The organism is Paenibacillus sp. 10L310 (genome assembly GCF_056395745.1).
The window spans coordinates 1-23,534 of record NZ_JBFTKC010000014.1; the positions used below are offsets into that span (position 1 = coordinate 1).

General features: G+C 45.8%; 18 protein-coding genes. 6 read left to right on the forward strand and 12 right to left on the reverse strand.

All coding sequences use genetic code 11. The features are described from left to right. Nucleotides 1-248: 248 nt before the first annotated feature. The gene (locus tag AC1DE7_RS23665; protein WP_036668307.1) at nt 249-911 is read right to left on the reverse strand and encodes a M48 family metallopeptidase; all 663 of its coding nucleotides are present in this window, start codon (nt 909-911) and stop codon (nt 249-251) included. 153 nt (nt 912-1,064) lie between these two features. Here AC1DE7_RS23665 and AC1DE7_RS23670 point away from each other — a divergent pair, with 153 nt between their 5' ends. Further along, nucleotides 1,065-1,820 carry a GNAT family N-acetyltransferase gene (locus AC1DE7_RS23670; protein WP_340983446.1) on the forward strand — a complete coding sequence of 252 codons (756 nt, stop codon included), beginning with the start codon at nt 1,065-1,067 and terminating at the stop codon, nt 1,818-1,820. A 185-nt stretch (nt 1,821-2,005) separates the two neighbouring features. Here AC1DE7_RS23670 and AC1DE7_RS23675 read toward each other — a convergent pair whose 3' ends face one another. Beyond that, complete coding sequence (locus AC1DE7_RS23675) at nt 2,006-4,384, reverse strand: GH36-type glycosyl hydrolase domain-containing protein (RefSeq protein WP_340983447.1); 2,379 nt, start codon at nt 4,382-4,384, stop codon at nt 2,006-2,008. A gap of 129 nt (nt 4,385-4,513) precedes the next feature. Beyond that, the gene (locus AC1DE7_RS23680; RefSeq protein WP_339285552.1) at nt 4,514-4,933 is read right to left on the reverse strand and encodes an ester cyclase; all 420 of its coding nucleotides are present in this window, start codon (nt 4,931-4,933) and stop codon (nt 4,514-4,516) included. Between the two features lie 305 nt (nt 4,934-5,238). On the opposite strand from AC1DE7_RS23680, the gene AC1DE7_RS23685 reads away from it, so the two are divergent. Continuing rightward, nucleotides 5,239-7,761: a transglutaminase domain-containing protein gene (locus tag AC1DE7_RS23685; RefSeq protein WP_339285550.1), complete on the forward strand. Its 2,523-nt coding sequence runs from the start codon at nt 5,239-5,241 to the stop codon at nt 7,759-7,761. 125 nt (nt 7,762-7,886) lie between these two features. Here the strand turns inward: AC1DE7_RS23685 and AC1DE7_RS23690 are convergent, their stop codons facing one another. Then, a complete protein-coding gene (locus AC1DE7_RS23690; RefSeq protein WP_017690578.1) occupies nt 7,887-8,789 on the reverse strand; it encodes an SDR family oxidoreductase in 903 nt (300 codons plus the stop codon). 190 nt (nt 8,790-8,979) lie between these two features. Between AC1DE7_RS23690 and AC1DE7_RS23695 the strand changes: the two genes are divergently transcribed. Continuing rightward, a complete protein-coding gene (locus AC1DE7_RS23695; protein WP_339285548.1) occupies nt 8,980-9,984 on the forward strand; it encodes a MerR family transcriptional regulator in 1,005 nt (334 codons plus the stop codon). Nucleotides 9,985-10,010: 26 nt separating this feature from the next. Here the strand turns inward: AC1DE7_RS23695 and AC1DE7_RS23700 are convergent, their stop codons facing one another. From AC1DE7_RS23700 to AC1DE7_RS23720, 5 genes are all read right to left on the reverse strand, one after another. After that, complete coding sequence (locus tag AC1DE7_RS23700; RefSeq protein WP_339285547.1) at nt 10,011-11,540, reverse strand: alpha/beta hydrolase family protein; 1,530 nt, start codon at nt 11,538-11,540, stop codon at nt 10,011-10,013. A gap of 182 nt (nt 11,541-11,722) precedes the next feature. Further along, nucleotides 11,723-13,102 (reverse strand): amino acid permease, encoded by a 1,380-nt coding sequence (locus AC1DE7_RS23705; RefSeq protein WP_477535314.1) that lies wholly within the window; start codon nt 13,100-13,102, stop codon nt 11,723-11,725. Nucleotides 13,103-13,435: 333 nt separating this feature from the next. Continuing rightward, nucleotides 13,436-14,788 (reverse strand): sensor histidine kinase, encoded by a 1,353-nt coding sequence (locus AC1DE7_RS23710; protein ID WP_339285544.1) that lies wholly within the window; start codon nt 14,786-14,788, stop codon nt 13,436-13,438. Next, on the reverse strand, nt 14,785-15,459 hold the full coding sequence (locus tag AC1DE7_RS23715; protein WP_339285543.1) for a response regulator transcription factor: 675 nt from the start codon (nt 15,457-15,459) through the stop codon (nt 14,785-14,787). Before AC1DE7_RS23715 ends, AC1DE7_RS23710 begins: the two co-directional genes overlap by 4 nt. Before the next feature lie 54 nt (nt 15,460-15,513). Continuing rightward, entirely contained in the window at nt 15,514-17,487 is a 1,974-nt protein-coding gene (locus AC1DE7_RS23720) for a serine hydrolase domain-containing protein (protein WP_339285542.1), read from the reverse strand. Nucleotides 17,488-17,655: 168 nt separating this feature from the next. Between AC1DE7_RS23720 and AC1DE7_RS23725 the strand changes: the two genes are divergently transcribed. The 3 genes from AC1DE7_RS23725 (at nt 17,656) to AC1DE7_RS23735 (ending at nt 19,889) form a co-directional block, all read left to right on the forward strand. Further along, entirely contained in the window at nt 17,656-18,021 is a 366-nt protein-coding gene (locus AC1DE7_RS23725) for a DUF6713 family protein (RefSeq protein ID WP_017690584.1), read from the forward strand. Nucleotides 18,022-18,190: 169 nt separating this feature from the next. After that, nucleotides 18,191-18,586, forward strand: coding sequence for a hypothetical protein (locus tag AC1DE7_RS23730; protein WP_036606000.1), 396 nt, complete (start codon nt 18,191-18,193; stop codon nt 18,584-18,586). A gap of 313 nt (nt 18,587-18,899) precedes the next feature. Continuing rightward, on the forward strand, nt 18,900-19,889 hold the full coding sequence (locus AC1DE7_RS23735) for a DUF4003 family protein (RefSeq protein WP_339285541.1): 990 nt from the start codon (nt 18,900-18,902) through the stop codon (nt 19,887-19,889). A 111-nt stretch (nt 19,890-20,000) separates the two neighbouring features. Here the strand turns inward: AC1DE7_RS23735 and AC1DE7_RS23740 are convergent, their stop codons facing one another. From AC1DE7_RS23740 to AC1DE7_RS23750, 3 genes are all read right to left on the reverse strand, one after another. Next, complete coding sequence (locus AC1DE7_RS23740; protein ID WP_340983448.1) at nt 20,001-20,990, reverse strand: phosphotransferase; 990 nt, start codon at nt 20,988-20,990, stop codon at nt 20,001-20,003. Between the two features lie 168 nt (nt 20,991-21,158). Beyond that, nucleotides 21,159-22,934, reverse strand: a complete 1,776-nt coding sequence (locus AC1DE7_RS23745) for a SulP family inorganic anion transporter (protein WP_340983449.1) — start codon at nt 22,932-22,934, stop codon at nt 21,159-21,161. Between the two features lie 166 nt (nt 22,935-23,100). Then, entirely contained in the window at nt 23,101-23,430 is a 330-nt protein-coding gene (locus AC1DE7_RS23750; RefSeq protein WP_017690603.1) for an ArsR/SmtB family transcription factor, read from the reverse strand. Between the last annotated feature and the right edge of the window lie 104 nt (nt 23,431-23,534).

Genomic DNA, 23,534 nt, shown 5'->3' on the forward strand with positions numbered 1-23,534 from the left:
ACACATGGTCTTTTGGAAGGTCGTGGGAGAACTGTTTTTGTTACGAGGTCCTAGCCCCTAAAACCGCCACGTTCTCCCGGCTTCCCCCATCGTAAAACGACCACAAAAAAAGGCCAACCAGTAATTACTGGCTAACCTGATAATACGAAAATCCGCGAAGCCGCTCACTGCAAACAGTGGGACCATCGCGGATTTTACGAATTATAATGGAGGGATCTATCGTATCAAGTACAAACTTGGGTCTGGAATTATAGTGTCATAGCCCGACCATTGCGCATCAGGTAATCTTCTTTTGTTTTGTAATCCGGCATGATGCTGCCGATCCGTCGCCAGAAAGAGCGATCATGATTCATGTGGTGAATATGGCAAAGTTCATGAATGATGACATAATCGATCACTTCCAATGGCGCCATCGCCAGGCGATAATTGAACGTAAGTTTTTTGTCCCAGCTGCAACTGCCCCACTTGGTGGGAGAATCTACGACTTCTACTGACTTCGGCTTCACCTTCAACTCCTGCTGATAGCGACCGATGCGCTCCCCAATCATACGTTTACACTCGGCAAAATAAAACTTCTTCAGATTCGCTCGCAGCTCTTCTTCTGTCAGACCCTCTACAGGGATTAAGTCATGCAATGCATGCTCCTTGCCAAAAAGCAGAAACTTCCCCTTGCCCTCATCTTCGTATTCCTTGGCTTGAGGACCTTCGAGCGCCCGCTGCATCAGTGCGGATTTCTTCAAAATTACATCCCCGTGCTGCTCTACAAGTTGCCGGATCATGTCTTCACTGGTACCATTGGGTGCTTTGATTGTTACCATATAAGGCAAGTCCATCGTGATGGACACTTTCTTGCGTTTACCGTATTGGATATGACAGTTAATGCTGTGATTATTTAATTCTATAGTTAACATAACGCGCTCCGCTTCTGAAGTTATTCATTCAACCAAATTAAATTGTATACCATCTCCGGCTATAATGCATACTGTTCGGCGATATATATGTTTGTGTTGTATTTTTATACAGAATTATGTATTATTATTTAATTATAAAATCGGAGGTTGGATATGACACATACCATAGATTCAGAACATAAAACCATTGAAGAACTATCGCTTAGCCACTGGCAACCCTTGTCCACCTTATTATATGACGGCTGGGTACTGCGTTTTGCCAAAGGATATACCAAACGTGCCAACTCCGTTCAACCTATCTACGACTCCACTCTGGATGTGCATAAAAAGATTGAGGAATGTGAGCGCATCTATGCCTCCAATCAGTTAAGTACCATATTCAAAATCACGCCGTTTATTCAGCCGGATCATCTCGACCAGCTTTTGCAAGAAAAAGGGTATGGCGTTGTCGATCTGACCCGTATCCAGACTCGGAGTCTGGAAGAGATCAAAGAGCCTGTGCACCAAACTGTACAGATCGACGAACAGTTGACCACAGCGTGGCTGGATCATTTTTGCAGGTTAAATCAGGTGAATGATCTGCAACGGGAAACGACGGAATTAATGTTGGACAATATCCGAACAAAGGTAGGTTTCATCTCGCTGTTGATCGACGGGCAAGTCGTCGCTTGTGGGTTTGGTGTCATCGAACGTGGCTATATCGGGTTGTATGATATCATTACAGACGCTAACTTCCGGAATCGGGGACTTGCTGAACAGATGATCTTGCATCTCCTGCATTGGGCAAAAAGGAATGGCGCTACGTCTAGTTATCTGCAAGTCGTTGCGAATAATGCACCTGCCTTGAAGCTTTACGCCAAGCTGGGTTATTCAGAGATTTATAGCTATTGGTACAGAGTCAAAGAATAGAGTGTTTGCTAATCAAGCTTAGCTTGTGGATTCTTTTATCATATTCAGTCTGACAAACAGATTAATTCAAAACAACATCTTGAAAGCAAAACTGCCCTCCTCCTATGAAGGAAAGGCAGTTTTTAATTTTTCTTAGTGATTGTCCAAAACTCTTCACACCGTTTATCAGCTACTCCGTACTCTTTCTACAAAGGCAGTTTCACCAGCACCTCATATTTCACGCCAGCCTGTATATTCTTGATGATGTCGCCTGCAATCCGTTGACCGTCAACATGTACCTCAATTGTCCGGACAGTTGCATCCTTCTTCATGTTTACATTCAGCTCAGCCCCGCGGAACAACCGCGTAACTGATGCCTCGTTCCAATCTTCTGGTAACTGCGGCCGCACTTGAAGTCCTTGTGCATGACCTTGCAGTCCAAACAATCCGTCGATCAGGCAGCGATACACCCAAGGTACTGTGCCGGTGTTGAACAGATGACTGGAGCGCCCAGCTGTACGTGGGAATTGCCGATAAGCTCCGCGATAATAATTCGGGATAAATACAGGTAGCTGACCTCGCTGGAGAATATCCTCGCCATCGGGGCCAGGAATCATTTTACGCAACAGACGATACGCCTTCTCCTTCTCGCCCACCAGGTACAACGCATAAATATAGAACGCCGCCGCGTGATTGTACACGGCACCATTCTCTGCACTTCCCGGATGTTTCTGCGTAACACGGCCTACATCCTCCCGCATCGCTGTGAAAGACGGCGCGAGCTTCTCGACACCATATGGCGTCTCCAATTGCTCCTCTACCGCACGGATTAACTTCTCCTGTTTATCTTGATCCGCAGCACCGCTCATAAGTGCCCAGCTCTGAGGATTGATATAGATGCGCCCTTCCACGTCTTTGCTTACACCAAACACTACGTTATCATCCGTAATTCCGCGGGCATACCAGTCCCCATCCCACAGATACTCATTGGCTACAGCATTGGTCTGAGTGGCTTCCTGACGGAATTCCGCTGCAACCTCGCCATGCCCTGCCTGTTCACCAATATCTGCCCACACATTGAACGCATATGCCGACGCAATGGTTAACCAGCCGGATACGCCTTTGCCTTTGTACCCCACCATGTTCATCGGATCACACCAGTCACCCTGATTGATATAGTTCAACCCACGCGCATCACGCTCATGGATCAACCAGCGCATTGCAAGATTCATATGCTCCAGTACGGAAACCTTTTGTTCACTGTCTGTAAAAGCAACCTGTTCCTCCAAAATGCTATAGTCATTCGTTTCATCCAAATAGGTCTTCATACAGACCGGAAGCCAGATGCAGTGATCAGTATGAGGAACCTGGTTAATATATTTCAGTTCTGCGTCCGGGTGCAAAATAATGCCGTCTGGCATCGCGCCGCTTATATGCTGCTGAGACAAAGCGGTCAAGAACGCAGCTCGTGCAATCTGCGGCTGAATATAACTCATGCCCATGTTGTCTTGCAAATAATTCCGCGTCTGCGGATCGGTTGTCAGACGGTTGGTTTTGCCATGATAGTACATCTGGCGAGGCAACCAATGATTCACGACATTATCTAACCAGCTGTCCGGTGTCTCAATCTGGATGTTCCCTTGCCCTTCCGCAATATAACCAGCATACTCCTGCTCGGCTGCGGTGAAACCATCCTGTCCTTCCTCATTCTGCTTCACAAAATAATGCTGACGAATGCCCTCAATCTCTGTCTCATCATGAGCCGGACCAAAGATGAATCGATACGCCTGCTCCGCTCCTGCTTCCAGTTCGACTCTATATTGCAATACAGCTACAGGTGTCTCGTACCGTGCATCTCCACCAGCCAGTGTCTCCGACTGCAGGGCCGAAGGATTATGTAGCCCACCTTCGCCTTCAAAAGTCTCATGATTTACTTCCCAGCCAGTCGGTTGGTGATCTGCAAGCAGATAGGTTTTGTCACTATAGTTTTTGATTTTGCTATAATCCTGATATTTCTGATACGGCGTAATCGCCGAGCAGATAATGCCCTGCAAATCTTCCACATATGAACCGGATTGGTTCATCCAGGACATATAACCGACCGTATAATACGGGTAGATACTCAGCTTGCGTTTTCTCGAAGACAGATTGGTTACCTTCACACGCCATAGCTCCATGACATCTTCCTTCGGCAGACGCAGGGACATCTCGATGCAAATGTCGTCCTGAATCACTTTCCAATGAATATCGTGTTTACCGACAGCGAACGTATAGCTATCCGCCTGCTTGCGAACCGGTTCATACGGGGCTGAGAAAATTTCGCCACTTATTTCATCTTTAATGTAGACAAACCGTCCCGGATGGTGGGCATAGTATGGCTGCTCCGGTTGCATAAACGTCTTGGCTTCCAGGTTGGGCGCATACGAGTATTTAGCAGGTTCGGGCTGCATGAATTGGGCCACCGCGTACCCCCGGCAATTCACATGAATCATCATCTTTTCATTCCAAAGGAATCCGGATGCCTTCGGTAAACTTGTCGGGCTTGTTAGTTCAACATATTGATTATCTTCCGTTGCTTTAATCATCACTGAACCTCACTTTCAGATTATGGAGTTAAAAGACAGAAAACGTTTTAGGTAACTTGTATACAACTTTGTCCATTATAACACGGGAACGCTTACAAAGAACTGAAAACTAAAAAAGAGCTGAGAAACTCAGCTCCGATTACGTTCCAATTGTTTCTCGATGCCCAACCTGTCGATCTGTATCCAATACTCTGCAATTCGTTCGTTTTCCACTCGGTATACCGCACTGGCAATTTCAATAACCGGGAGTTTGGTTGGGCTGTATCCGTCCACTTCGCCAACATGGGTACCGGTTTGTCTCCAGCGCACATAGACTTTATCGCCTTGCGTCAGCAACTCCAGAATTTCGAGTGAAAACTCCCCGTATGCTTCAATCATCTCTCGCACATGATCCGTATAATCGGAAGGTGTTCGGGTGACCGTGACCTCAGCTTCGGATATTACTTGATGAGCCAGTACTTGTTCCGCCATCACGCTGCTTGCATAATCAGGATTCCGGCCTGATCGGACTTCTTCAAAAAAGGTTCTGACAATCTGTTCTGCTGTCATACGCCAATCCAGCCTCCTCAATTATTCTTCTGTTATATATATAAATATGTAGTAACTCTTGTATTTTAACATGGTCCCCCCGCTATGGAATTACAACTGTTCTATTGTTCTACAGGACTTAAAACCTACCCTCTCACCTTGACAATGCGTCAATATGACCATAAACTAGCAAAGGATATTAGGAAATTAATAGGAGGTTTGGCTGTTAAGAGGTTCGTGTATGGGTTTTAACCAATTTTGATAGTCTTTCGGTGTGTAGAAACGTAGCATTAGAGCAACTCAGAAAAACAAGAAAGCGGTGTATCATGAAACGTCTATTTTTCATTATGTTTGCACTCACCCTGTTACTGGCTGGATGCCAGAGTACTGAACAGGAGAGTAGTCCGTCCGAAAATAACCCTACAGAAGTAGTAGAAGGTTCTACCATTTTAAGTTTGAAGCAGAAATACGGCTCTGAATCGGAACAAGCGATCATGCCGATGTACAACGTAGCTCAGGATGAAGAATTTACGTTCAAGTTTAAAGCAGATTTAGGAAAATCTAATTGGTCCCTGAGAGATACCATATCCGTACATACCGATATTAAAGCACTCAAAGCAAGTGAAGTACCTTTATTATCAGATATTCATGACAATAGTATTTCTATTAGACCTCTTGGATGGGGCGTTTTAAGTTCAGATTCCATGATGAACAAGGATCAAAGTTCTTGGGGCGGTGCCCCCATTTATTACATTCGTCTGAATTATGATCCAGATGCTGAGAAGCTAACACTACTCGATCAGCCCATCATTATTCCGTTTACAGTAAAATCGGAGTTACCCGTACCTAACCTAAGATACGAAATTGACAAAGATAGACGGTTCAAGTTGGTCTGGGACAAGGTTGAAGGTGCCACAGAATATAAAATTTATAAACGTTCTGACCTAACCAACTTCGATACAAATGTACCTCTAACTGGCGCAGAGGACGCGTTCAGTAATAGTCTGCCTTTAGATATTGCGGTAACGACAGAGACGTCTTTCAATGATTTTTTGAGAGACGGAAAAGGCGGGCTAGGCACTTATAATGAAATGATAACTACCACTCAGAACCATGGTATACGAGGAGAATATTACGTCACTGCAATCGGCGGAGGCAAAGAATCCAATTTTAGCAGAGGTGTCCCTACAGCTCCGCTTGCTTCCCAGTTGCCAACATCTCTGAAAGAACAATTGTATAGGGAGAAATTAAAGAATATAGATGTACTTCCTCAGAAAGCAACAGTTGAGTACAATGACGGCTCTCTAGCTCGTGAAACCATTGTCTATGATACCAAAAGCGTAGAAATTTCAGAGTTCAATGAAACGAATATTCCTTTTCACGTTAAAGGAACAGCTTTGAAAAGTTACGTGCGCGTAGAAAATGTGACCCAAGCAGACCTGGACAGACTTGCTCAGCAAACCGTAGCCGATTCCAGCAACGGACTGGTGGAACCAAAGAATGACACACCTTACGTTCCTGCACCTGATGTGCCAACGATCATTAACAATCATGATGCACCTGAGTCTGCAACGGAAACAGAGGAAGCACCGGCTTCGGAAACTTCAACTACAGAGTCTACAACCGATACTGGAACGTCAGAAGATGCAACTGATCCTCTATCTACTGAGGCTTCCGATGATACTTCTGATAATTCTTCAGATATGGCTTCTGAAGAAACTTCCAATGAAACACCTGCTCCAGCTCCCGAAGCTGAAGAAGACAACCTGGTAGATGAACAGAAATCGAATACACAGCAAAATGTAGAACAAGGTAATGAGGAAACCGTGCCTCAGCCTGCTACAGGCGATGCAATGATCAATGCAGATTCCGCATTGGAAGAAGTTTTAGCCAAGAACATGATTGCGGCACAAGATAAAATTTCGTTAAAAGCTTTCCCCGAAGCTCAAAATTTCACGACACTCTCAGATGTTGTTTTGAAAGTGATGTACCAGAATCCATTGATTCTTGGTGTGGAAGGTTTCGAATACAACTATGGTACACTTACCCTTTCCATTTATTACAATGAATCGGCTAGTGGTATCCAGAAGAAGCAAGATGAGATTATTGCCAAAGCAAACGAAGTGGTGGCTTCCATTATCAAGAATGGTATGAACGAAGACGAGAAACGGAAAGCCATCTACGATTATCTGAACGATAACGCAAAGTATGATGATGCAGCGCTGGAAAATGCGGAGCAAAACAACTTCAAAAATGTCGATCCACAGTTTAATGACTCGTTTACCACATACGGTATTCTGGTCAAAGGAGTTGGGGTATGTGCCAGCTATGCTTCCGTTTACAAATTGCTCTCCGATCTCTCGGGATTGGAAAGCATCGTTGTAACGGGCGCTTCCAGCGGCGTTCCACATGCATGGAACAAGGTCAAAATCGGGAACGAATGGTTCCATGTCGATGCCACCAACAACCTGACGAACTCCGGCATCCCGTATTTCCTGTACAATGCCAATGATGAGACTGCTGCAAGTCAGAAAACGATAGCGGATCAAGATTATTGGCTTGATTCCGAGCTCACGATGTTTAATGGCGAGAGCGATGCCAATGATTATTATGTGCAGAATGATCTCGAAGTCGCGTCCATTAATGAGTACAAAACCAAGGCTGAGAGTGAACTCAAAAAAGGAGAGAACCGGGTCATTCTCCGTTTCGCCTCACCTGTTGACTCTGATGAGCTGATGACAGCTGCCGGCGAAGCCCTCGCTGCAGTGGATGAAGCCCTTCTGAATACAGCACAATTAGCCACGCTAGGCAGTTATGCCATTCTGGACCCGAAACCAGAGCAGAAGTAATTTTATTTTCATAAAAAATAACATAACAATAAAACACTCCATTCACCTTCATCGGGAATGGAGTGTTTTGCTTAAATTTCCTATGAGTACTGACCTAGGATTTATAGGCCTTTTATATCCAACGTTTACGGACTAACCGTACCGCCATTTGCATTCAGTGTCTCTCCGCTCACATAGCTGGATTCCTGGCTTGCCAGGAACACAAATGCCGGAGCCATCTCGGCAGGTTGTCCTGCTCTACCAAGCGGTGTATTGGAGCCAAAATCGGCCAGCTTCTCGACTGGTTGTCCACCCACGACCTGAAGTGGTGTCCATACCGGGCCTGGTGCAACAACGTTGACACGAATTCCTTTGCTACCCACCTGTTGCGCCAGCGCTTTGCTGAACGTGTTAATGGATGCCTTCGTTGTCGCATAATCCAGCAGGATTGGCGAAGGTTTGTATGCCTGAATCGATGATGTGTTGATAATGGAGCTGCCCGGCTTCATGTGTTTCACAGCTGCTTTGCAGAGCCAGAACATGGAATAGACATTTGTTTTGAACGTTGCATCGAACTGCTCGGTGGTCAGATCCGCAATCTGCTCCACAAACTGCTGTTTACCTGCCACGTTAGCAAGGATATCAATCCCGCCAAGCTCTTTTACCGCAGATTCAATGAGTTCTTCACAGTATTTCTCATCCTTCAGGTCACCTGGCATCGTAATTGCTTTGCGACCGGCTTCCTCAATCAGCTTCACAACTTCCTGCGCATCTGCTTCCTCTTCCGGCAGATAGGCAAGAACGACATCCGCGCCTTCACGAGCAAACGCAATCGCTGCCGCCCGGCCTATTCCGCTGTCGGCTCCGGTCACAACCGCTTTACGTCCTGTTAAACGTCCGCTGCCTTTATAACTTTTCTCACCCGCATCGGGAACAGGGGTCATCTCACGCTGGAGCCCCGGCTCATCCTGTTGCTGTTTCCACTCCGGTGTCGCCTTTGGATATTGGGTCGTTGGATCTTGCATGGTGTGCTGATCTTGATTAGCCATGTTCAATTTCCTCCTTGGTTATTTACACGATACCCATCGTATAAACGTATTTTTTATTTGTTGTGAATTTAATTTGCGTAAAAGTTGCACTCTTTCCTTTGTAACCGAGATGGGTGGAATTTAAACTAAGCCCGCCAGAATTCCATGACAGTCGTCTAACATTGAATCTCCAGTGACAGGAGGTTGTATAATGAATCATGAGGTGATCTCGTTGAATGCAAACAAAGAACCCTATTCCATCGGTGAAGCAGCCAAACTGATCGGCTCCACGGTGAAAACGATCCGTTATTACGATGAGATTGAACTGTTACAACCCTCCAGTCATACGGAAGGTGGGCATCGACTCTATACAACGCAAGACCTGTGGCAACTCGAACTCATTACAACACTTCGTTATCTGAATTTCAGCATACCGGATATTCGAAAGCTCATGTCCGGTGAACTGGCGGTAGCACAGGCACTGGATCTGCAGATTGAAGCGTTGGAAACCCAGATCGGCACGATGAATTCCATGCTCTCCGTTTTGCAGCAAGCGAGGCAGCATGAAGAAGAAACTTCACTGCGCTCGGAGCAGTCTCTTACCTACATCTCCAGTCTGGTAGAATCGCTAACGGCCAATGCGAGCAGGCGAAAACAATCTGTTGCTGCCAAGGTGGATGAATCCCATCTGCTGGACAGCATTCCGCAGGAGTGGAGAGTGTCGTTTCTGCACTTTTTTGATAAATACATGATGAAAGATACCAAACTGACGGCTCAGCAAACACTGGCCTGGAAGGAAATTCAGGAACTGATCAATGATCCGGCCTATTGGGCTGATCTAGCTCGGCTGGAGGTTCCATTCTTCATTATGGTGAATCAACCACAAGTCGAAGCGGACGTCTGGGTGAAAAAAATGGAGGCTATTCGCATTCGCACTACCGAAGCGCTGGACAAGCGTTGGGCAATCGATAGCCCTGCTGTGCAAAGCATGGTGTGGGACTTTGTGTTGATGTATGCAAGTGTCGAGCATGCCGAAACACCTGAAGTATTTTTTAGTAAACAGGCCCGATATATGCTGGACTCTGTGACCGATCGCATTCTGCGTTTTAACAAGCTGTGCAAGGTGATGAATCCCGAATGGAGCCAGATTGTAGATGGCATTAACCTGTTGCAGGAGGGCATGCGGTTACGATTAAAACAAATGGAAGAAGACTGAACTCCAGTCTCCTTCCATTTATACGTTTAGCCTTTTTTCAACGAATAGGATTCATGTTCTCCCACTTCCGTGTCCAAATGAAGCGATTGCCCTTTCAAGTAGTGGTTGAAAAAATCAATCGTTGTATCGTTAACCAACTGTTGTGTCCCCCTCGCATCTACACCCTGCGTCCATTCGAGCAGTGGAGAGATCAGGTAGAGGTCGGAGAAACTCAGATGTTTGGTGTTGGTCAGCTCCATCCAGAAGTTCCCTCCTGCGGTTACCGGCTCATAGCGCTCGTACACTTCCTCGTAATATTTCTCGGCTTCCGGACGGGTCGTGCCCATCGCAGCAATTTCCTCGTCACTCATCACACTTGTACCTGCAACGGTTGAGTCTGCACTCATCATCAGGAACGGCTTGCCCACGCCTTCCGCAGGGATACGTTTCTCGCCAAACAATACACCGTCCATATTCATGCCTGCTTTCACACGTGGATCATCCATTAACATCTGTACTGTCGTTGCTCCGCCAAATGAATGCCCAAACATGCCGATATTGTCCAGATCCATACGTCCGGTAAAGCGTCCGCTCGGATCTTCCGCACCCAACTTCTCTACCTCATCCAGCACAAACTGTGCATCCTTCACCCATGTCTCATTTAACTTGTCCATGTAACTGAATTGTAGCTGCTCAAAACCTTCTTTCCCTTCCGATTCAAACTGCGCCACACGTCCATCCGGGAATACGGACACCAGACTGCTATACGTGTGATTAATGCCCACAACGATGTATCCTTGACTCACTAGCTGCTCGACCTGGAACGTATTCTGATTTTCATACCCATGCAGACCATGAGAGAAGAGAACAACCGGATACTTGGCTTCGGCCTCAGACAACTGAGCTTCCTGTATCGCATGTGTTTTGACCTGACTCAGACTGGAAAATAAAAGCTTTGGCAGTTTCAGCACTTCATTGAAGGCTGTCGCATAGATATCCGGCTTATTAACATAAGGAGCTGTTGCGCCCTCTGCGTCTGAATTCGTTGGGTACCAGATCTGTACCATCAGCTCCCGTTGATCACCGGCAGAACTCGTCAGCAACTCCTCACGGCTGTTATCTGTCCAATCGTAGGATACCGTTCCGATTCCATAGGGACCTGCTGGCTTGGCAAACGAAAACACCGGGAACAGCAGTGGCAAGCCAATGCTCACAATAGCGTATACCACCACCAAGAGAGACGTTGCGATGATTCGAACACGTCCGAATTTCCCCGCTACAGGTGATGTCGAAGATGGCGCCTCGGAACATTTACTATTCAGCGAAGTTGCACCTGACTTTTGCTGGCGTCTTGCCTGTGTAACTAACACAACCAGTGGAACCAACGTGAGCAGATACGCCGGAATCATCGGCCAACGAAGTCCTTCGACCACACTATGGACGATCAACAGCACACCCGATATGACGAATCCACCCCATACCATTTTCCGAAAATGTTGACTCTGTCTCCCGATCCCGATTACCCCCACGAACATAAGCAAGTTAAAAATAAGATAAATCCATTCTACTGTCCTCATATGCTTAAAGCCTCCCTTTCTACCTCCAATCTTAAAACCTCCAGTTACAGGAGATTCAAGCATGAATTTTGCGGATAAAAAAATGCACTCCCTGAATGACGCTGAATCACCCGCAGGTTCTCCATTGTATTCAAGGAATGCACGTATGAAATTACGATATAAGTTGATTTTTGAATATTAGACTAGCGATCTTCGCCGCCATCTATCTGTTGTCTTTTGCCAATGCCAAATGCGAAATATCCTGCCACCACGATTGCCATAAACGTAGCTCCAACAACCAGAGGCAAGCGCGTATCCGGGTTAAATGCCATACCGATAATGACGAGGATCAGATACACAATAATAATGTAATTGCTGATCGGGAACCATTTGGACTTGAAGTTATGATCCGCCATCTCGTTGCCCCAACGCCTTCTGAATCGGAACTGGCTGAACGCCAGCGCGAACCATGGAACCATGCCCGGAAGAACACTTGCACTGTAGATGTACAGGAACAGCTTGGAGTCCGGCATCAGGTAGTTCAGCACAACCCCAATCAGCAGCAAGGAGATTGTAATGACGATACTGTTGCGGGGAACCCCACCTTTGGACAGCTTTTTGAAAAAGGCAGGTGCCTGCCCATTCTCAGCCAGCGTGTATAACATCCGTCCCGCACTGTAGATCCCGCTGTTACATCCCGACATGGCCGCCGTGAGCACCACAAAGTTAATGATCCCCGCTGCAGCAACAATACCAACTTTGGCAAAGGTGAGCACAAACGGGCTGCCCGTCTCGCCTACTTCGTTCCAAGGGTACAAGGTTACGATAACAAATATGGCACCAACGTAGAAAATAAGAATACGCCACACGATATTTTTGATCGCTTTACGCAAAGTGTGTTTCGGATTCTCCGCTTCGCCTGCTGTAATACCGACCATCTCCACCCCTTGATACGCAGCCGTTACGATACACAATGCGAAGAGGAAACCTTTGATGCCTCCAGGGAAGAAGCCACCATGACTGAACAGATTCGACAGTCCGATTGGCTCTCCCCCGTTCCCCAAGCCGAAGAAGATGAGCCCGGTTCCGATCACGATCATCGCCACAATAGCCGTCACCTTGATCATCGCAAACCAGAATTCAAATTCCCCATAGAACTTCACCGCCGCCAGATTTGCCGCCGCAATGATGAGCACCCCAGCAAGTGCAGGCAGCCACTGTGGAATATCCGGGAACCAATACCCGACATAGATACCAATCGCCGTAACTTCCGCCATACCAACCGTAACCCATAGGAACCAGTAGCTCCAGGCGGTCAGAAATCCGGCAAGCGGACTAATATATTTGTGAGCAAATGTTGCAAACGAACCCGTGACCGGCTCCTGAATCAACATTTCCCCCATAATGCGCATGACAAAAAAGATAACGATACCAGCCAATAAATAAGCCAGCAGCACGGATGAACCTGCCCATTTGATCGTACTTGCCGATCCCATGAACAAACCAACGCCGATTGTACCTCCGAGTGCAATCAGCTCTACATGGCGGGGCTTTAGCCCTCTAGATAGTTGCTTTGATTCCAAACGATTCTCCCCTTTTCTTGTGTACAGCTTCCTGATGTAATCTTTAATTTTCACATTCACATTAACGCAATGCAGAATTACTCCACCAAATTGTACGAGATGTGCCGCAGAAATACAACAAGGAATGTGAGGAAGTTTAGCTAAACAGGGCTTTTACATGAAAAAGGTGCCTCTTCCTCATGCCCTCACCTGACATGATTAGGATAACCCTTGATGATTTATTGCAATCAGATTAATCCTGATTTTTATCCCTACTGGAATAGGGATCTGAAAACTCATAAAAAAAGAGCTACCAGAAAAATATCTTTGGCAGCTCTACATCCATTTTTGTAATCATCCGGAAGGCAAATGAACCATCACCGTTGTCCCCACGCCCACCTGGCTTCTCATTTCAACAGTTCCGTGATGGAGCATCACGATTTTTTTGACGATGGCGAGGCCCAGACCGTTACCACTAATGCTACGATCGCGTGACAGGTCTGTTTTATAAAACCGTTCGAAAACATAATCCAGTTGCTCCGGCGCTATTCCAATGCCCGAATCGGTTATCGTGAAAAAGATTCCATCCACAGACTGGTTCGTGCGTATTTCGATACGTCCGCCCACGGGAGTAAACTTAATGCTGTTGCCTAGTAAATTCATCCACACTTGGTTAAGCTGATCCTGATCTGCCCTGATTTTGATACCGTCCGCCAATTCTAAGTGAATTCGAATGCCTTTGGCTGACCATTGAGGCTCGCAAGTCACCACCACTTGCCTGATTTGCTCATCAAGATTATAGGTGGTTGTCTCGAACGGATGATGATCGGAATCCAGAGACGCAAGCTCCAGCAGATTATCACTTAGTCTGGATAGTCGTCCACTCTCTGTAATAATGATATCGAGGTAATAGTTACGATCGGCCTCAGCGACCAGGCTGCTGTTTTTCAAAGCCATGGCAAAACCGGAAATAGAGGTCAGCGGCGTTTGAATCTCGTGAGATACATTGGAAACAAAATCCTGTCTCATCTGTTCCAGCTGTTTAAGCTCACTCGCCATTTCATTAAAACTCTGCGTCAATGCTCCCATTTCGTCCACGCGCTTTGTTTGGATTTCCACATTAAAATCACCCTTCGCCAGTCGTTTGGTTGCCCGCGTCAACACCTGAATCGGCTTCACCAAATACCTTGCAGCAATAAGGATACAAAAACTTCCGATCAACAGTGCAAGCAATAACACCAGTAAAATCATCCGATTAATGATATTTTCGTTCTGCGGAGAATACTGCATAAACATGGCTTGTGGTTCCCCTTTGTATGGAAAAGGAAGACCTATGAACGTCTGCTCCACTTCTCCGGGAGAACGATAGACCTGACCCTGCAACACCTTTTGAACCACTTCTGGTGCAATTTCAACGGTCTCTGTATGGTCTAAGTCATAAAAGGTTACGTTACCCGAAACGTCATATAGATGAATGGGATAGGTGGACACCTTCACCATACTTTTGATGAAAGCATCCCTGTCCTCAGGTTGCGTTTGCTCATATAGACGGATCAGTTCCTCCCCTACAGAAATCATGTCATTCTGACCGATATGATTTACTTCTTTTTTGAAGAGGAAGACCCCCATGAAAAAAGAGGTCAGCAAGCTGAAAACAATGACGACCAGAAACGTGCAAATAATACGAACATATAAGGTTTTGATCATGTGATGACTAACCGGTAGCCCAAACTGCGAGCCGTTTCAATCTGAAAATGGTGTGCATCACCAGCGAATTTTTCCCTTAGTCGCTTGATATGAACATCAACTGTCCGGTCATCCCCTTCATAATCACTCCCCCAGATCTTGATGATTAACTGTTCCCGGGTAAAAATCTGCCCAGGCTGGTTTGCCAGCATGAACAGCAACTCGAACTCTTTTAGAGGCAAATTGATTGTTTCCTCTCCACGAATCACTTGAAAGCTACGTCGATTCAGCATAATGCCCCCTAGTTGAATGGTCTGGGAGGAGGCAATCAGGTAACGTTTCAGCAATGCTTTTACTCTCATCACAAGTTCCAGCGGATCAAAGGGCTTCGTTAAATAATCATCTGTTCCCAACTGAAATCCCTTTACTTTCTGGGCCGATTCCCCTTTTACCGTGACCATTAGCAATGGCATATTCAGATCCATACGCCGGATCTCCTTGCATAATTCCCAACCATCCAATCGCGGCATCATAATATCAAGGATTACCAGATCGATTTGGGATTTCCCCACAATCTCCAGTGCTTCCGCTCCGTCCTTAGCTACCACAATCTCGAATCCTTCATTACGTAAAAACAAGGTGATCAGCTCACGAATATGCACATCGTCATCCACAACTAGGATTTTGGTCATATCAAATGTATGCCTCCGATATCTATCTTTTTTCTTCCACTTAAGAGGAGGCCTTCAACCAAAATGCCAGCCCAGCAGGTTCCAATGATAGAAAAATAAACTCAAGATCACTGCTGCTACCGTTACAAATGTATAGCGCACACGCTTCAGTAACGTCCAATATTGGTTTTTCCATACCAGAACGCCCATGATGAATATTGCCGCAGTCAACCCTACAAGGATAACCGGCATCAACAGATAGAGACGTAAAGATAGTGGAATATGGCTAAGCCGATCAATCAGATTCATGTTCAACACCAGAAGTGTTGCGCCCAAGGTTAATAATCCCCATATAGACGTAATAGCTGACAGTCGAACTGCCCATTTCTGTGCTTTTGGCATCACTCTGATTTCGCGTCTGCGATAAACAAATCCATGCAATACAGTGATGAACAGAACAACCGAAATGCCGAGCAAGAGGAGCCAGAACTTCGATTGGTTCATTAACGGTGCAGGTTCCAGCGGCATTGGGTTTAATATATCCAGAAACAGATACGTGACCTTGCCCTCTGCATCGGTGCGGAACCCCATCTGATGTGTCCCTCCGACCTCCTGGAATAAATTCACGCCAATCGGAGTATACACTTGCTGATCTGCACCACTTCCAATAAACAGTCGGTTATCCGAAAACTCAACATTGATTTGAGTCAGAAAACTGAAAAACTTATCGATCTTCGTGTGATTGCGACGGGTAAATTGATAAGAGCCTGCATATTTTTCCAGAGACTCCCCTAATTCGATAGAAGTTTCATTAGGCTGCTTAGTTGCATGTACAGGATAGTATCGGTCAAAAAAGGCTTGCGCCAACCCTTCTGCTGCCGTTCCGCCTTCCCCTCCACTATAGGAAACAAAGATGCCCACTTTTTTGTCCGGTACAAGATAAAGGGCTGTATTAAACAGCTCATCGGCCCCTCCATGAGAGATCACACGCAGTCCATTCATATTCAACTCGTAAAAGCCCAGATCCATGGCGGGTAAACGTTCATCAAACTGGAATGCCGGAGAATGCATGAGCTTGGCTGTTTCCGGCTTGAGTATTTGTTTATCTTCATATCGCCCGTCTTGAAGATGGGCGATCATGAAATGAGCCATATCGTTTGCCGACACGCTCCCTGATCCCGCAGGACGGAATCCGCCCTCATACGTTGGCCGTTTGGTTACAAACTCGCCGTTAGCTCGGGCGTATCCAAGGGCGGCATAAGGTTCCAGAGACGCTGGAACAGGCTCCTCTACCGTAGCATAATTCATGCCCAGCGGATCAAATATATTTTTCTGTATATAGTCATTATAGGCAACACCACTGACCTCTTCGACGATAAGTCCCGCGAGTGAGGCGCCATAATTGGAATACGACAGCATCTCGCCTGGTGGCTTAACCCTTGCAGGCATATGTTTTGCCATCGTTTCAGCAATAGAGACGGGAAGTTTCCCCGGATCGGTAGTGATCTGGTAACCTACACCGCCCTCCTCGAATCCTGCGGTATGGGTCATGAGATGGCGCAACGTAATCGGTTCCTCATAGGTTTTCGGTATTTTCACCGTTTTCAGATAAGTGTTGACGTCTGTATCAAGATCAAGCTTGCCCGCCTCAACCAATTGCATCACGGCGGTCCATGTGAACAGCTTTGTTGTTGAAGCAATTCGAAATAAGCTGGTTTGGGGATCCACGGGTTTATTTTCTTCGATGTTCGAATGTCCGTACCCTTTGGAGAGCAGGATCTTCCCATCCTTCACAATCGAAATGACTGCGCCTGGAATCTGTAAAGATCGCATTTGCACATCCATCATCCCATCCATGAATGCCGTTAACTGATCTGAATCATCCAGATTCGCTACGACTCCTTGCTCCAATTTGCCCGAATTTAATCCCGGATTGGATACTGCTGCCGATAGTGGCATGGTCCCTAATCCAGTTGCCCCTAATATCATGCCTAACAATAACACCAGTAAAATCATTTTCCCAAAAATCTTTCTTATCAACGATGACATGACTTGCCCCCACCACTCCGCATATTTTTTAATACCTGTTCCTTACGCTTTCTTTCGAGAGCATATCAAGCACGTATGAACGGAGCGTGAACCTTTTTTTCATATTTTGCCAAATCAAATGACCTTTAGTAAGATAGGAACAGATTGAATAGGAAAAGGAGACTTTGCATGCCTGACTTTTTACTGGTTTTATTTTTGTTTAACCTGTCTCTCTTTCTGCTTCACGAAATGGATGCCATCAGGCGGTCCGAGTGGAAATTGTTTATGGTGTTAAAAGATATGGAAGATGATAAAGCCTATAGGTATTTCACTTGGATTCACCTGCCAATGTATACCATCATCCTCTCTCTTCTTTTTAGCTCATATCAGACCATTACATTTTGGGTGCTGGATATCTTTTTCATCATACATACCGTATTACACTTCTTTTTCGAAAAACATCCTCGAAATGAATTTAAAAACGGGTTCTCCAGATCATTGATCTACCCTATGGGAATAATCGCTTTAATTCATTTGATATTCCTAATCATCTAATCTGATCCACTATTTACATCTGTAATTTATTGGTATATAGTATAGTCGTTAGGAATGTCAGCGCTAACATAAACTGAATAAGGAGGGGCTCCAATCCGTTTCGAAAAGGTTTTTGGTTTACATTGAGTTAAACTATAAAAACACTTTATTTTGAGAGGATGGGCATTCTATGAAAAGACGCATTAGCACATTTTTTGCACTTATTCTAGGTATCTCCCTTCTGTTTAGCCTGACCGCTTCCGCTAATCCCGCCATCGTAAGTTATGGAAGTACCTATTCCCATGCGCTCTCGGCCGGGCAAGGATACGCCTATATTCTTCCTAACGCTAAAACGACTGGTACCAGCGTGAAAATTACGACAAATGCAGCCAATACCCTTCAACTGCGCTACTACTGGAACTACAATAATACGACACTCGACCTCGGTACAGTTATCGTAAGCAACAATACTTACAATGGCGGGTCAGCCTACTACAATCCGGGTACGCTGATCACTGTCGTAGAACGTGTTCCAGGATCGACGACGGCATACCCTAACGTAGCCTACACAATTTCTTTCAATTAGATTAGTCCTATATCACCGATCAATCTAACCTACGACCGCTGATTGCGGTCTTTTTTATATTCAACAACTAGACTCTCTTATTTATGGAAGTGGCACCCCTTAAATAAAAGGGTAATAATAGATTGATAGTCTATTCTATATTTTCTTAAATGGAGATAATAAAGTGGATTACGCCAAATCAAAATATGCCATCGTAGACGAGACCCCGAATCCAGCAGCTTCAAGGCATTGGAAGAGGTCATGTTACAGCGTGAAGGTAATCTAATCATGAAATAGAGTACTGTAGAATAACAGTGAATATGGAGGTGTACCCATGCAGCAGCATCATGCAGAACGAGTTGAATTATTTGTTTCCAATACCCAGATCATCAAGAAGTCGTTCAAATGGCAACACGCGATGATGCAACGTCTGGTTGCCCTGCTCTATGCAACGGAGAATAAAACAGCGGATGGGGAAGCTATTGGTCAAAGCCATGAGTTGATTAAGCAAAACACAAAACTTTTCTCTGCATTCAGAGGTAATTCGGCCATTAGCATTGCTGCCATGCTCTCCCTTACAACGGATGCAGAGACAAGACTGGCAGACACCTTGCATGTCTATGACTTGATGAAAGAGATTAAATTTCGCAACTCCGATTATCTGGTTATTGCCGCCTATCAGATCGCTAATCAGACATCACCTGACCAGTTTCAACCTACGGTGGAGCGGGCTAAATTATTTTATGACGGCATGAAATCAGAGCATCGTTTCCTCACTGGACAGGATGACTACATTTTCGCTGCCATGTTAGCCCTTTCCGATCTCGAGGTGGTTACTGGTGTGGCACGTATGGAACAACTCTACGGGGAATTAAAACCAGAGTTCTCTTCCAGAAACAGTGTGCAGGCGTTAACACAGGTCCTGGTTCTTGGAGATGATCCCCCGGATGCAGGTGCTCGTGTGATTGCTTTAAATGAAGCTTTTCGCAAAAGGAATCTCCGAATGGATAAAACGTATACGTTACCCTCTCTCGGAATACTTTCTCTACTGCCTTCGGACAGAGAGTCATTAGTGGATGAAGTCGCGGAAACAAATGACTGGTTACGGACTCAAAAAGGCTTCGGTGCCTGGTCAATCGACAAACAGGAGTTGCTCCTGTTCTCGTCTGCTCTGGTAGCCATTCAACATGTGGAGAATCTGCGGAACGGTGTGCTTACGACAGCAATCTCAACCAGTATCACAAATATTATCATCGCTCAACAAGCGGCCATGGCCGCAACTGCCGCAGCATCGGCTGCTGCCGCTTCATCATCATCGAATTAATGAGTGACCCTGTTACCTTCAATATAAGATGAAAAAGACCCTCCCGAGTTCAAGTTTACTCGGAAGGGTCTTAAAGCATTCAAACCTACACCTAATAATGTTCATCATTCGCTAGGATATAATCCCCGTATCCCGGAATTCTTCCACGAAACTATCCAGCCAATCCGAACCATAGTCCAGCGCACCCATATCACTCTCAATAAAAGCAACATCTAGTCCCATCACCCAGAATCGGCGAGCAACAATAAAGAGATCAACCGCCTGCTCATCTTCGGCAGAGAAACTTCTGACTGAACGATATCCTGCCATGAGCGCATCCCATAATGCTGCTTTTCGCTCATCAGACTGCCTTTTTCGAACTTTCACTTGAGCTAAATCATAGGCACGCCAGCCTTTGGCTGCCCACTCGAAGTCATAATGGATGAACTGATGTTCCTGTTGAAACACATTGTTATTTCCATGCATATCGCCATGGCACAGACCAAAGTCCAGCTCTTGTCTGGAAGTGGCAACGATGCGTTCTTTTAACGTTGTGGCAAACGTATGGAGAAATGCTGCTGCTTCATTGTTCTCACCGATATAGTGGATAATTCGCTCAAGGGGTTCGTCAATAAGTAACTTCAGATCCAGCTCATATCGTGGCAGCTCCATGTTCACCTGATCCATAGCCTCATGCAATTCAGCGGCAGATTGACCAAAAACGTAACAAGACTCCTCATCCTCCAGGTTGTTCTCCGTACCCTCAATATACCGAAACATTACAGCAACCCGCTTGCCTTCCGCAGCCTCCAACACCGTATATCCCGTATGATCTTTCTTCTCGATGTATTCTCCAATGTCGGTATGTTCCGCAGAACCTAGAACGTTCTTCAGTTGAGACAATAATGAAAGCTCATACTGAACATCTGCCTCCGTGATTTCAGTGCGGTAGATACGGAGAATGTACATGCCACTGGACGTGCGAACCCGGTAAGTATCATTCAATCCTCTAAGCCAAAACAAACATTCTTCCCATGTTCCAATGTCATAGTGATTCCTCAATGCAGACTCCAGGTACCTGGGGTTAAGCACTGAACGTAAAGCAGTCGGTTGAATGGACATATGGTTGCTCCTTCGGTTTAATATGATTATTTCTCATCTAATAGACGATGTAATCCTTTCACCTATCAACCTATAACATAGTATATTTTTCGTTTATTTTCCAGAATATATATTTTGATAAGCAAATACTCTCTAGACTCTTATAGCTCCATCTCTCTCATCAGCAGGTTAGATAGGGCTATTTACATTGACTCGCTTTCCAGGTTTCAGCAGGTTATTACACTCTGGGTCGGTGCCAGCACTCGACAATGCAGCACATTCACGAAAGGCAAAATGTTTGCACCCCCTGCATTTCTGAACATCCAGATGCAATAATGCATAATTGATGGCTTCACCCGTGTGCTCAAACATATGATCCGGACCAATCCGTTCAATCAAACCTGTTCTCTTCAACATCTCCAACGGTTGCGCCTGAATGCCTGAAAGTAAAATCCTGCCCCCGGATCTCTCCATATGTTTGACAACACGGGCCAGATTGGATTCACCTGTTGTATCCATAAAAGGCACCTTACCCATTCGCAACAGCAGAGTGCCTGGTCGACGATGAATCGAATCCATGACCGACTTCTCGAACGTATCCGCTGCGCCGAAAAAAAGTGGCCCTTCAATTGTGTATAGGCTTATTTGCGGGCAGTCATGTCCTTCCCGAACCATGTGGGCCATGACTTTCTCATGTTTATGATCGGGATCGGGTAGTACTTTGGCAACCTTCAACATCTCACTCATCCGTTTAACAAATAAAAGGACCGCCAGAATCAACCCAACCTCTACAGCCGTTGTTAAACTTGTAAATACGGTCAGCAAAAAGGTAATCAGCAGAACGAGTGAATCACTCGTTTTGGTTTTCATGACATGTATGAAGGATCTCCGTTCACTCATATTCCAGGCAACCAGCATGAGAACAGGAGCCATACTGGCAAGAGGAATGTGGGATGCATATGGCGCAAAGAGAACAAGTACCAGCAAAACCACCACACCGTGAATCACGCCAGACCATGGCGATACTGCGCCGGATTTGATATTTGTTGCTGTACGTGCAATCGCTCCTGTTGCAGGAATACCACCAAACAACGGCGTCACCATATTAGCAATCCCCTGCCCAATCAACTCTCGATTGCTGTTATGCCGACTTCCGGTCATGCCATCGGCAACAACTGCGGATAGCAGCGATTCAATTCCACCCAGCATGGCGATGACAAAAGCGGGTTGCAGCAAGTTCACAATACGCTCCCAAGTGATCTCTGGCACATGAAACTGAGGCAAAGAGTTAGGTATGGCGCCAAAGGACGAGCCAATTGTAGCCACCTGCCCTTCAAAAAAGAACGCCGCGACTACCGTCGAAAGAACCAGCCCCACCAGTGATGCAGGCACCTTTGGTGCAAACTTGGGCACAAGCAGAAGAACAGCCAGACAGATTCCAGCTGTAAGCACACTGTATATATTAATCGTAGAGATATGCATCCCGATTTCTTTCATATTGGACCAGAAATCCTCGTGTTTCTCGATGCCTCGAAGTCCCAGAAAGTTCGTAATTTGTCCGCTAAAAATAATGACGGCGATCCCTGCCGTAAAACCGATAGTCACCGGCTTTGGAATAAACTTAATTAATGCCCCGAGCTTGAATACGCCCATTAGTACAAGCATCAAACCGGCCATCATTCCGGCGATCAGCAGATTCTCATATCCATACTGCATCACAATGGCAAATAGGATCGGAATGAATGCCCCCGTTGGCCCGCCAATCTGGAACTTGGACCCACCCAGCAAGGAAATGAGAATCCCTGCGATTACTGTGGTATATAATCCATACTCCGGTTTGACCCCGGAAGCGATGGCAAACGCCATACCGAGTGGAATCGCAATGATACCTACAATCAGTCCTGATAACAGATCCTTGCGAAAAGCGGCAGTATTGTACCCTGCATATCTCCCCATCCATTTCATGTACCAAAACCTTCTTTTCTTCATATATTTGAATATTTGAATATATTTAAAAGACTACTCCCCTGCATACGTCCTGTCAATCGGATTACGCACAATCCCAGCAGGAACCTAACACAAAAAAACAAGAACCTCCGGAGCTTACACCCAGTTGCTCTTGTTTATTGTGTCAGGACTCTTTACGAATATCTTCCAGCATGGAAATGGCATCAACCAGATGATTGTCAAAAATCTGTTTGGTGACTGCCAGCAGGTCCTTAATCAGCGGATCACGCAGCGAATAGGTGACGGTTGTCCCTTCTTTGATTCCGTGGACAACGTTTTTGCTGCGCAATACAGCCAGTTGCTGTGAAACGGCAGAGCCTTCCGATCCCAGAATGCTTTGCAGTTCATTCACGTTCTTGGCTCCTTCACTCAGCAGCTCCAGAATCTGAATCCGCATCGGGTGTGCCAATGCTTTGAAAAAATCCGCTTTAAACTGTTGTATGCTCTGATTCATACGCTATGCCCCTTCAATCGAACTTTTGAAGATGCAAATATCATAACATAGAACGGGTACCATGCTTTACTCTAACCATAACGGTTTGATGGAAAAATCAAGAT

Coding starts and splice junctions, on each gene's coding strand:
- AC1DE7_RS23730 (WP_036606000.1), top strand. CDS start 18,191: ATGAAAAGACGCATTAGCACATTTTTTGCACTTATTCTAGGTATCTCC.
- AC1DE7_RS23695 (WP_339285548.1), top strand. CDS start 8,980: ATGAATCATGAGGTGATCTCGTTGAATGCAAACAAAGAACCCTATTCC.
- AC1DE7_RS23735 (WP_339285541.1), top strand. CDS start 18,900: ATGCAGCAGCATCATGCAGAACGAGTTGAATTATTTGTTTCCAATACC.
- AC1DE7_RS23720 (WP_339285542.1), bottom strand. CDS start 17,487: ATGTCATCGTTGATAAGAAAGATTTTTGGGAAAATGATTTTACTGGTG.
- AC1DE7_RS23715 (WP_339285543.1), bottom strand. CDS start 15,459: ATGACCAAAATCCTAGTTGTGGATGACGATGTGCATATTCGTGAGCTG.
- AC1DE7_RS23675 (WP_340983447.1), bottom strand. CDS start 4,384: ATGATTAAAGCAACGGAAGATAATCAATATGTTGAACTAACAAGCCCG.
- AC1DE7_RS23745 (WP_340983449.1), bottom strand. CDS start 22,934: ATGAAATGGATGGGGAGATATGCAGGGTACAATACTGCCGCTTTTCGC.
- AC1DE7_RS23725 (WP_017690584.1), top strand. CDS start 17,656: ATGCCTGACTTTTTACTGGTTTTATTTTTGTTTAACCTGTCTCTCTTT.
- AC1DE7_RS23700 (WP_339285547.1), bottom strand. CDS start 11,540: ATGAGGACAGTAGAATGGATTTATCTTATTTTTAACTTGCTTATGTTC.
- AC1DE7_RS23665 (WP_036668307.1), bottom strand. CDS start 911: ATGTTAACTATAGAATTAAATAATCACAGCATTAACTGTCATATCCAA.
- AC1DE7_RS23690 (WP_017690578.1), bottom strand. CDS start 8,789: ATGGCTAATCAAGATCAGCACACCATGCAAGATCCAACGACCCAATAT.
- AC1DE7_RS23740 (WP_340983448.1), bottom strand. CDS start 20,990: ATGTCCATTCAACCGACTGCTTTACGTTCAGTGCTTAACCCCAGGTAC.
- AC1DE7_RS23750 (WP_017690603.1), bottom strand. CDS start 23,430: ATGAATCAGAGCATACAACAGTTTAAAGCGGATTTTTTCAAAGCATTG.
- AC1DE7_RS23710 (WP_339285544.1), bottom strand. CDS start 14,788: ATGATCAAAACCTTATATGTTCGTATTATTTGCACGTTTCTGGTCGTC.
- AC1DE7_RS23685 (WP_339285550.1), top strand. CDS start 5,239: ATGAAACGTCTATTTTTCATTATGTTTGCACTCACCCTGTTACTGGCT.
- AC1DE7_RS23670 (WP_340983446.1), top strand. CDS start 1,065: ATGACACATACCATAGATTCAGAACATAAAACCATTGAAGAACTATCG.
- AC1DE7_RS23680 (WP_339285552.1), bottom strand. CDS start 4,933: ATGACAGCAGAACAGATTGTCAGAACCTTTTTTGAAGAAGTCCGATCA.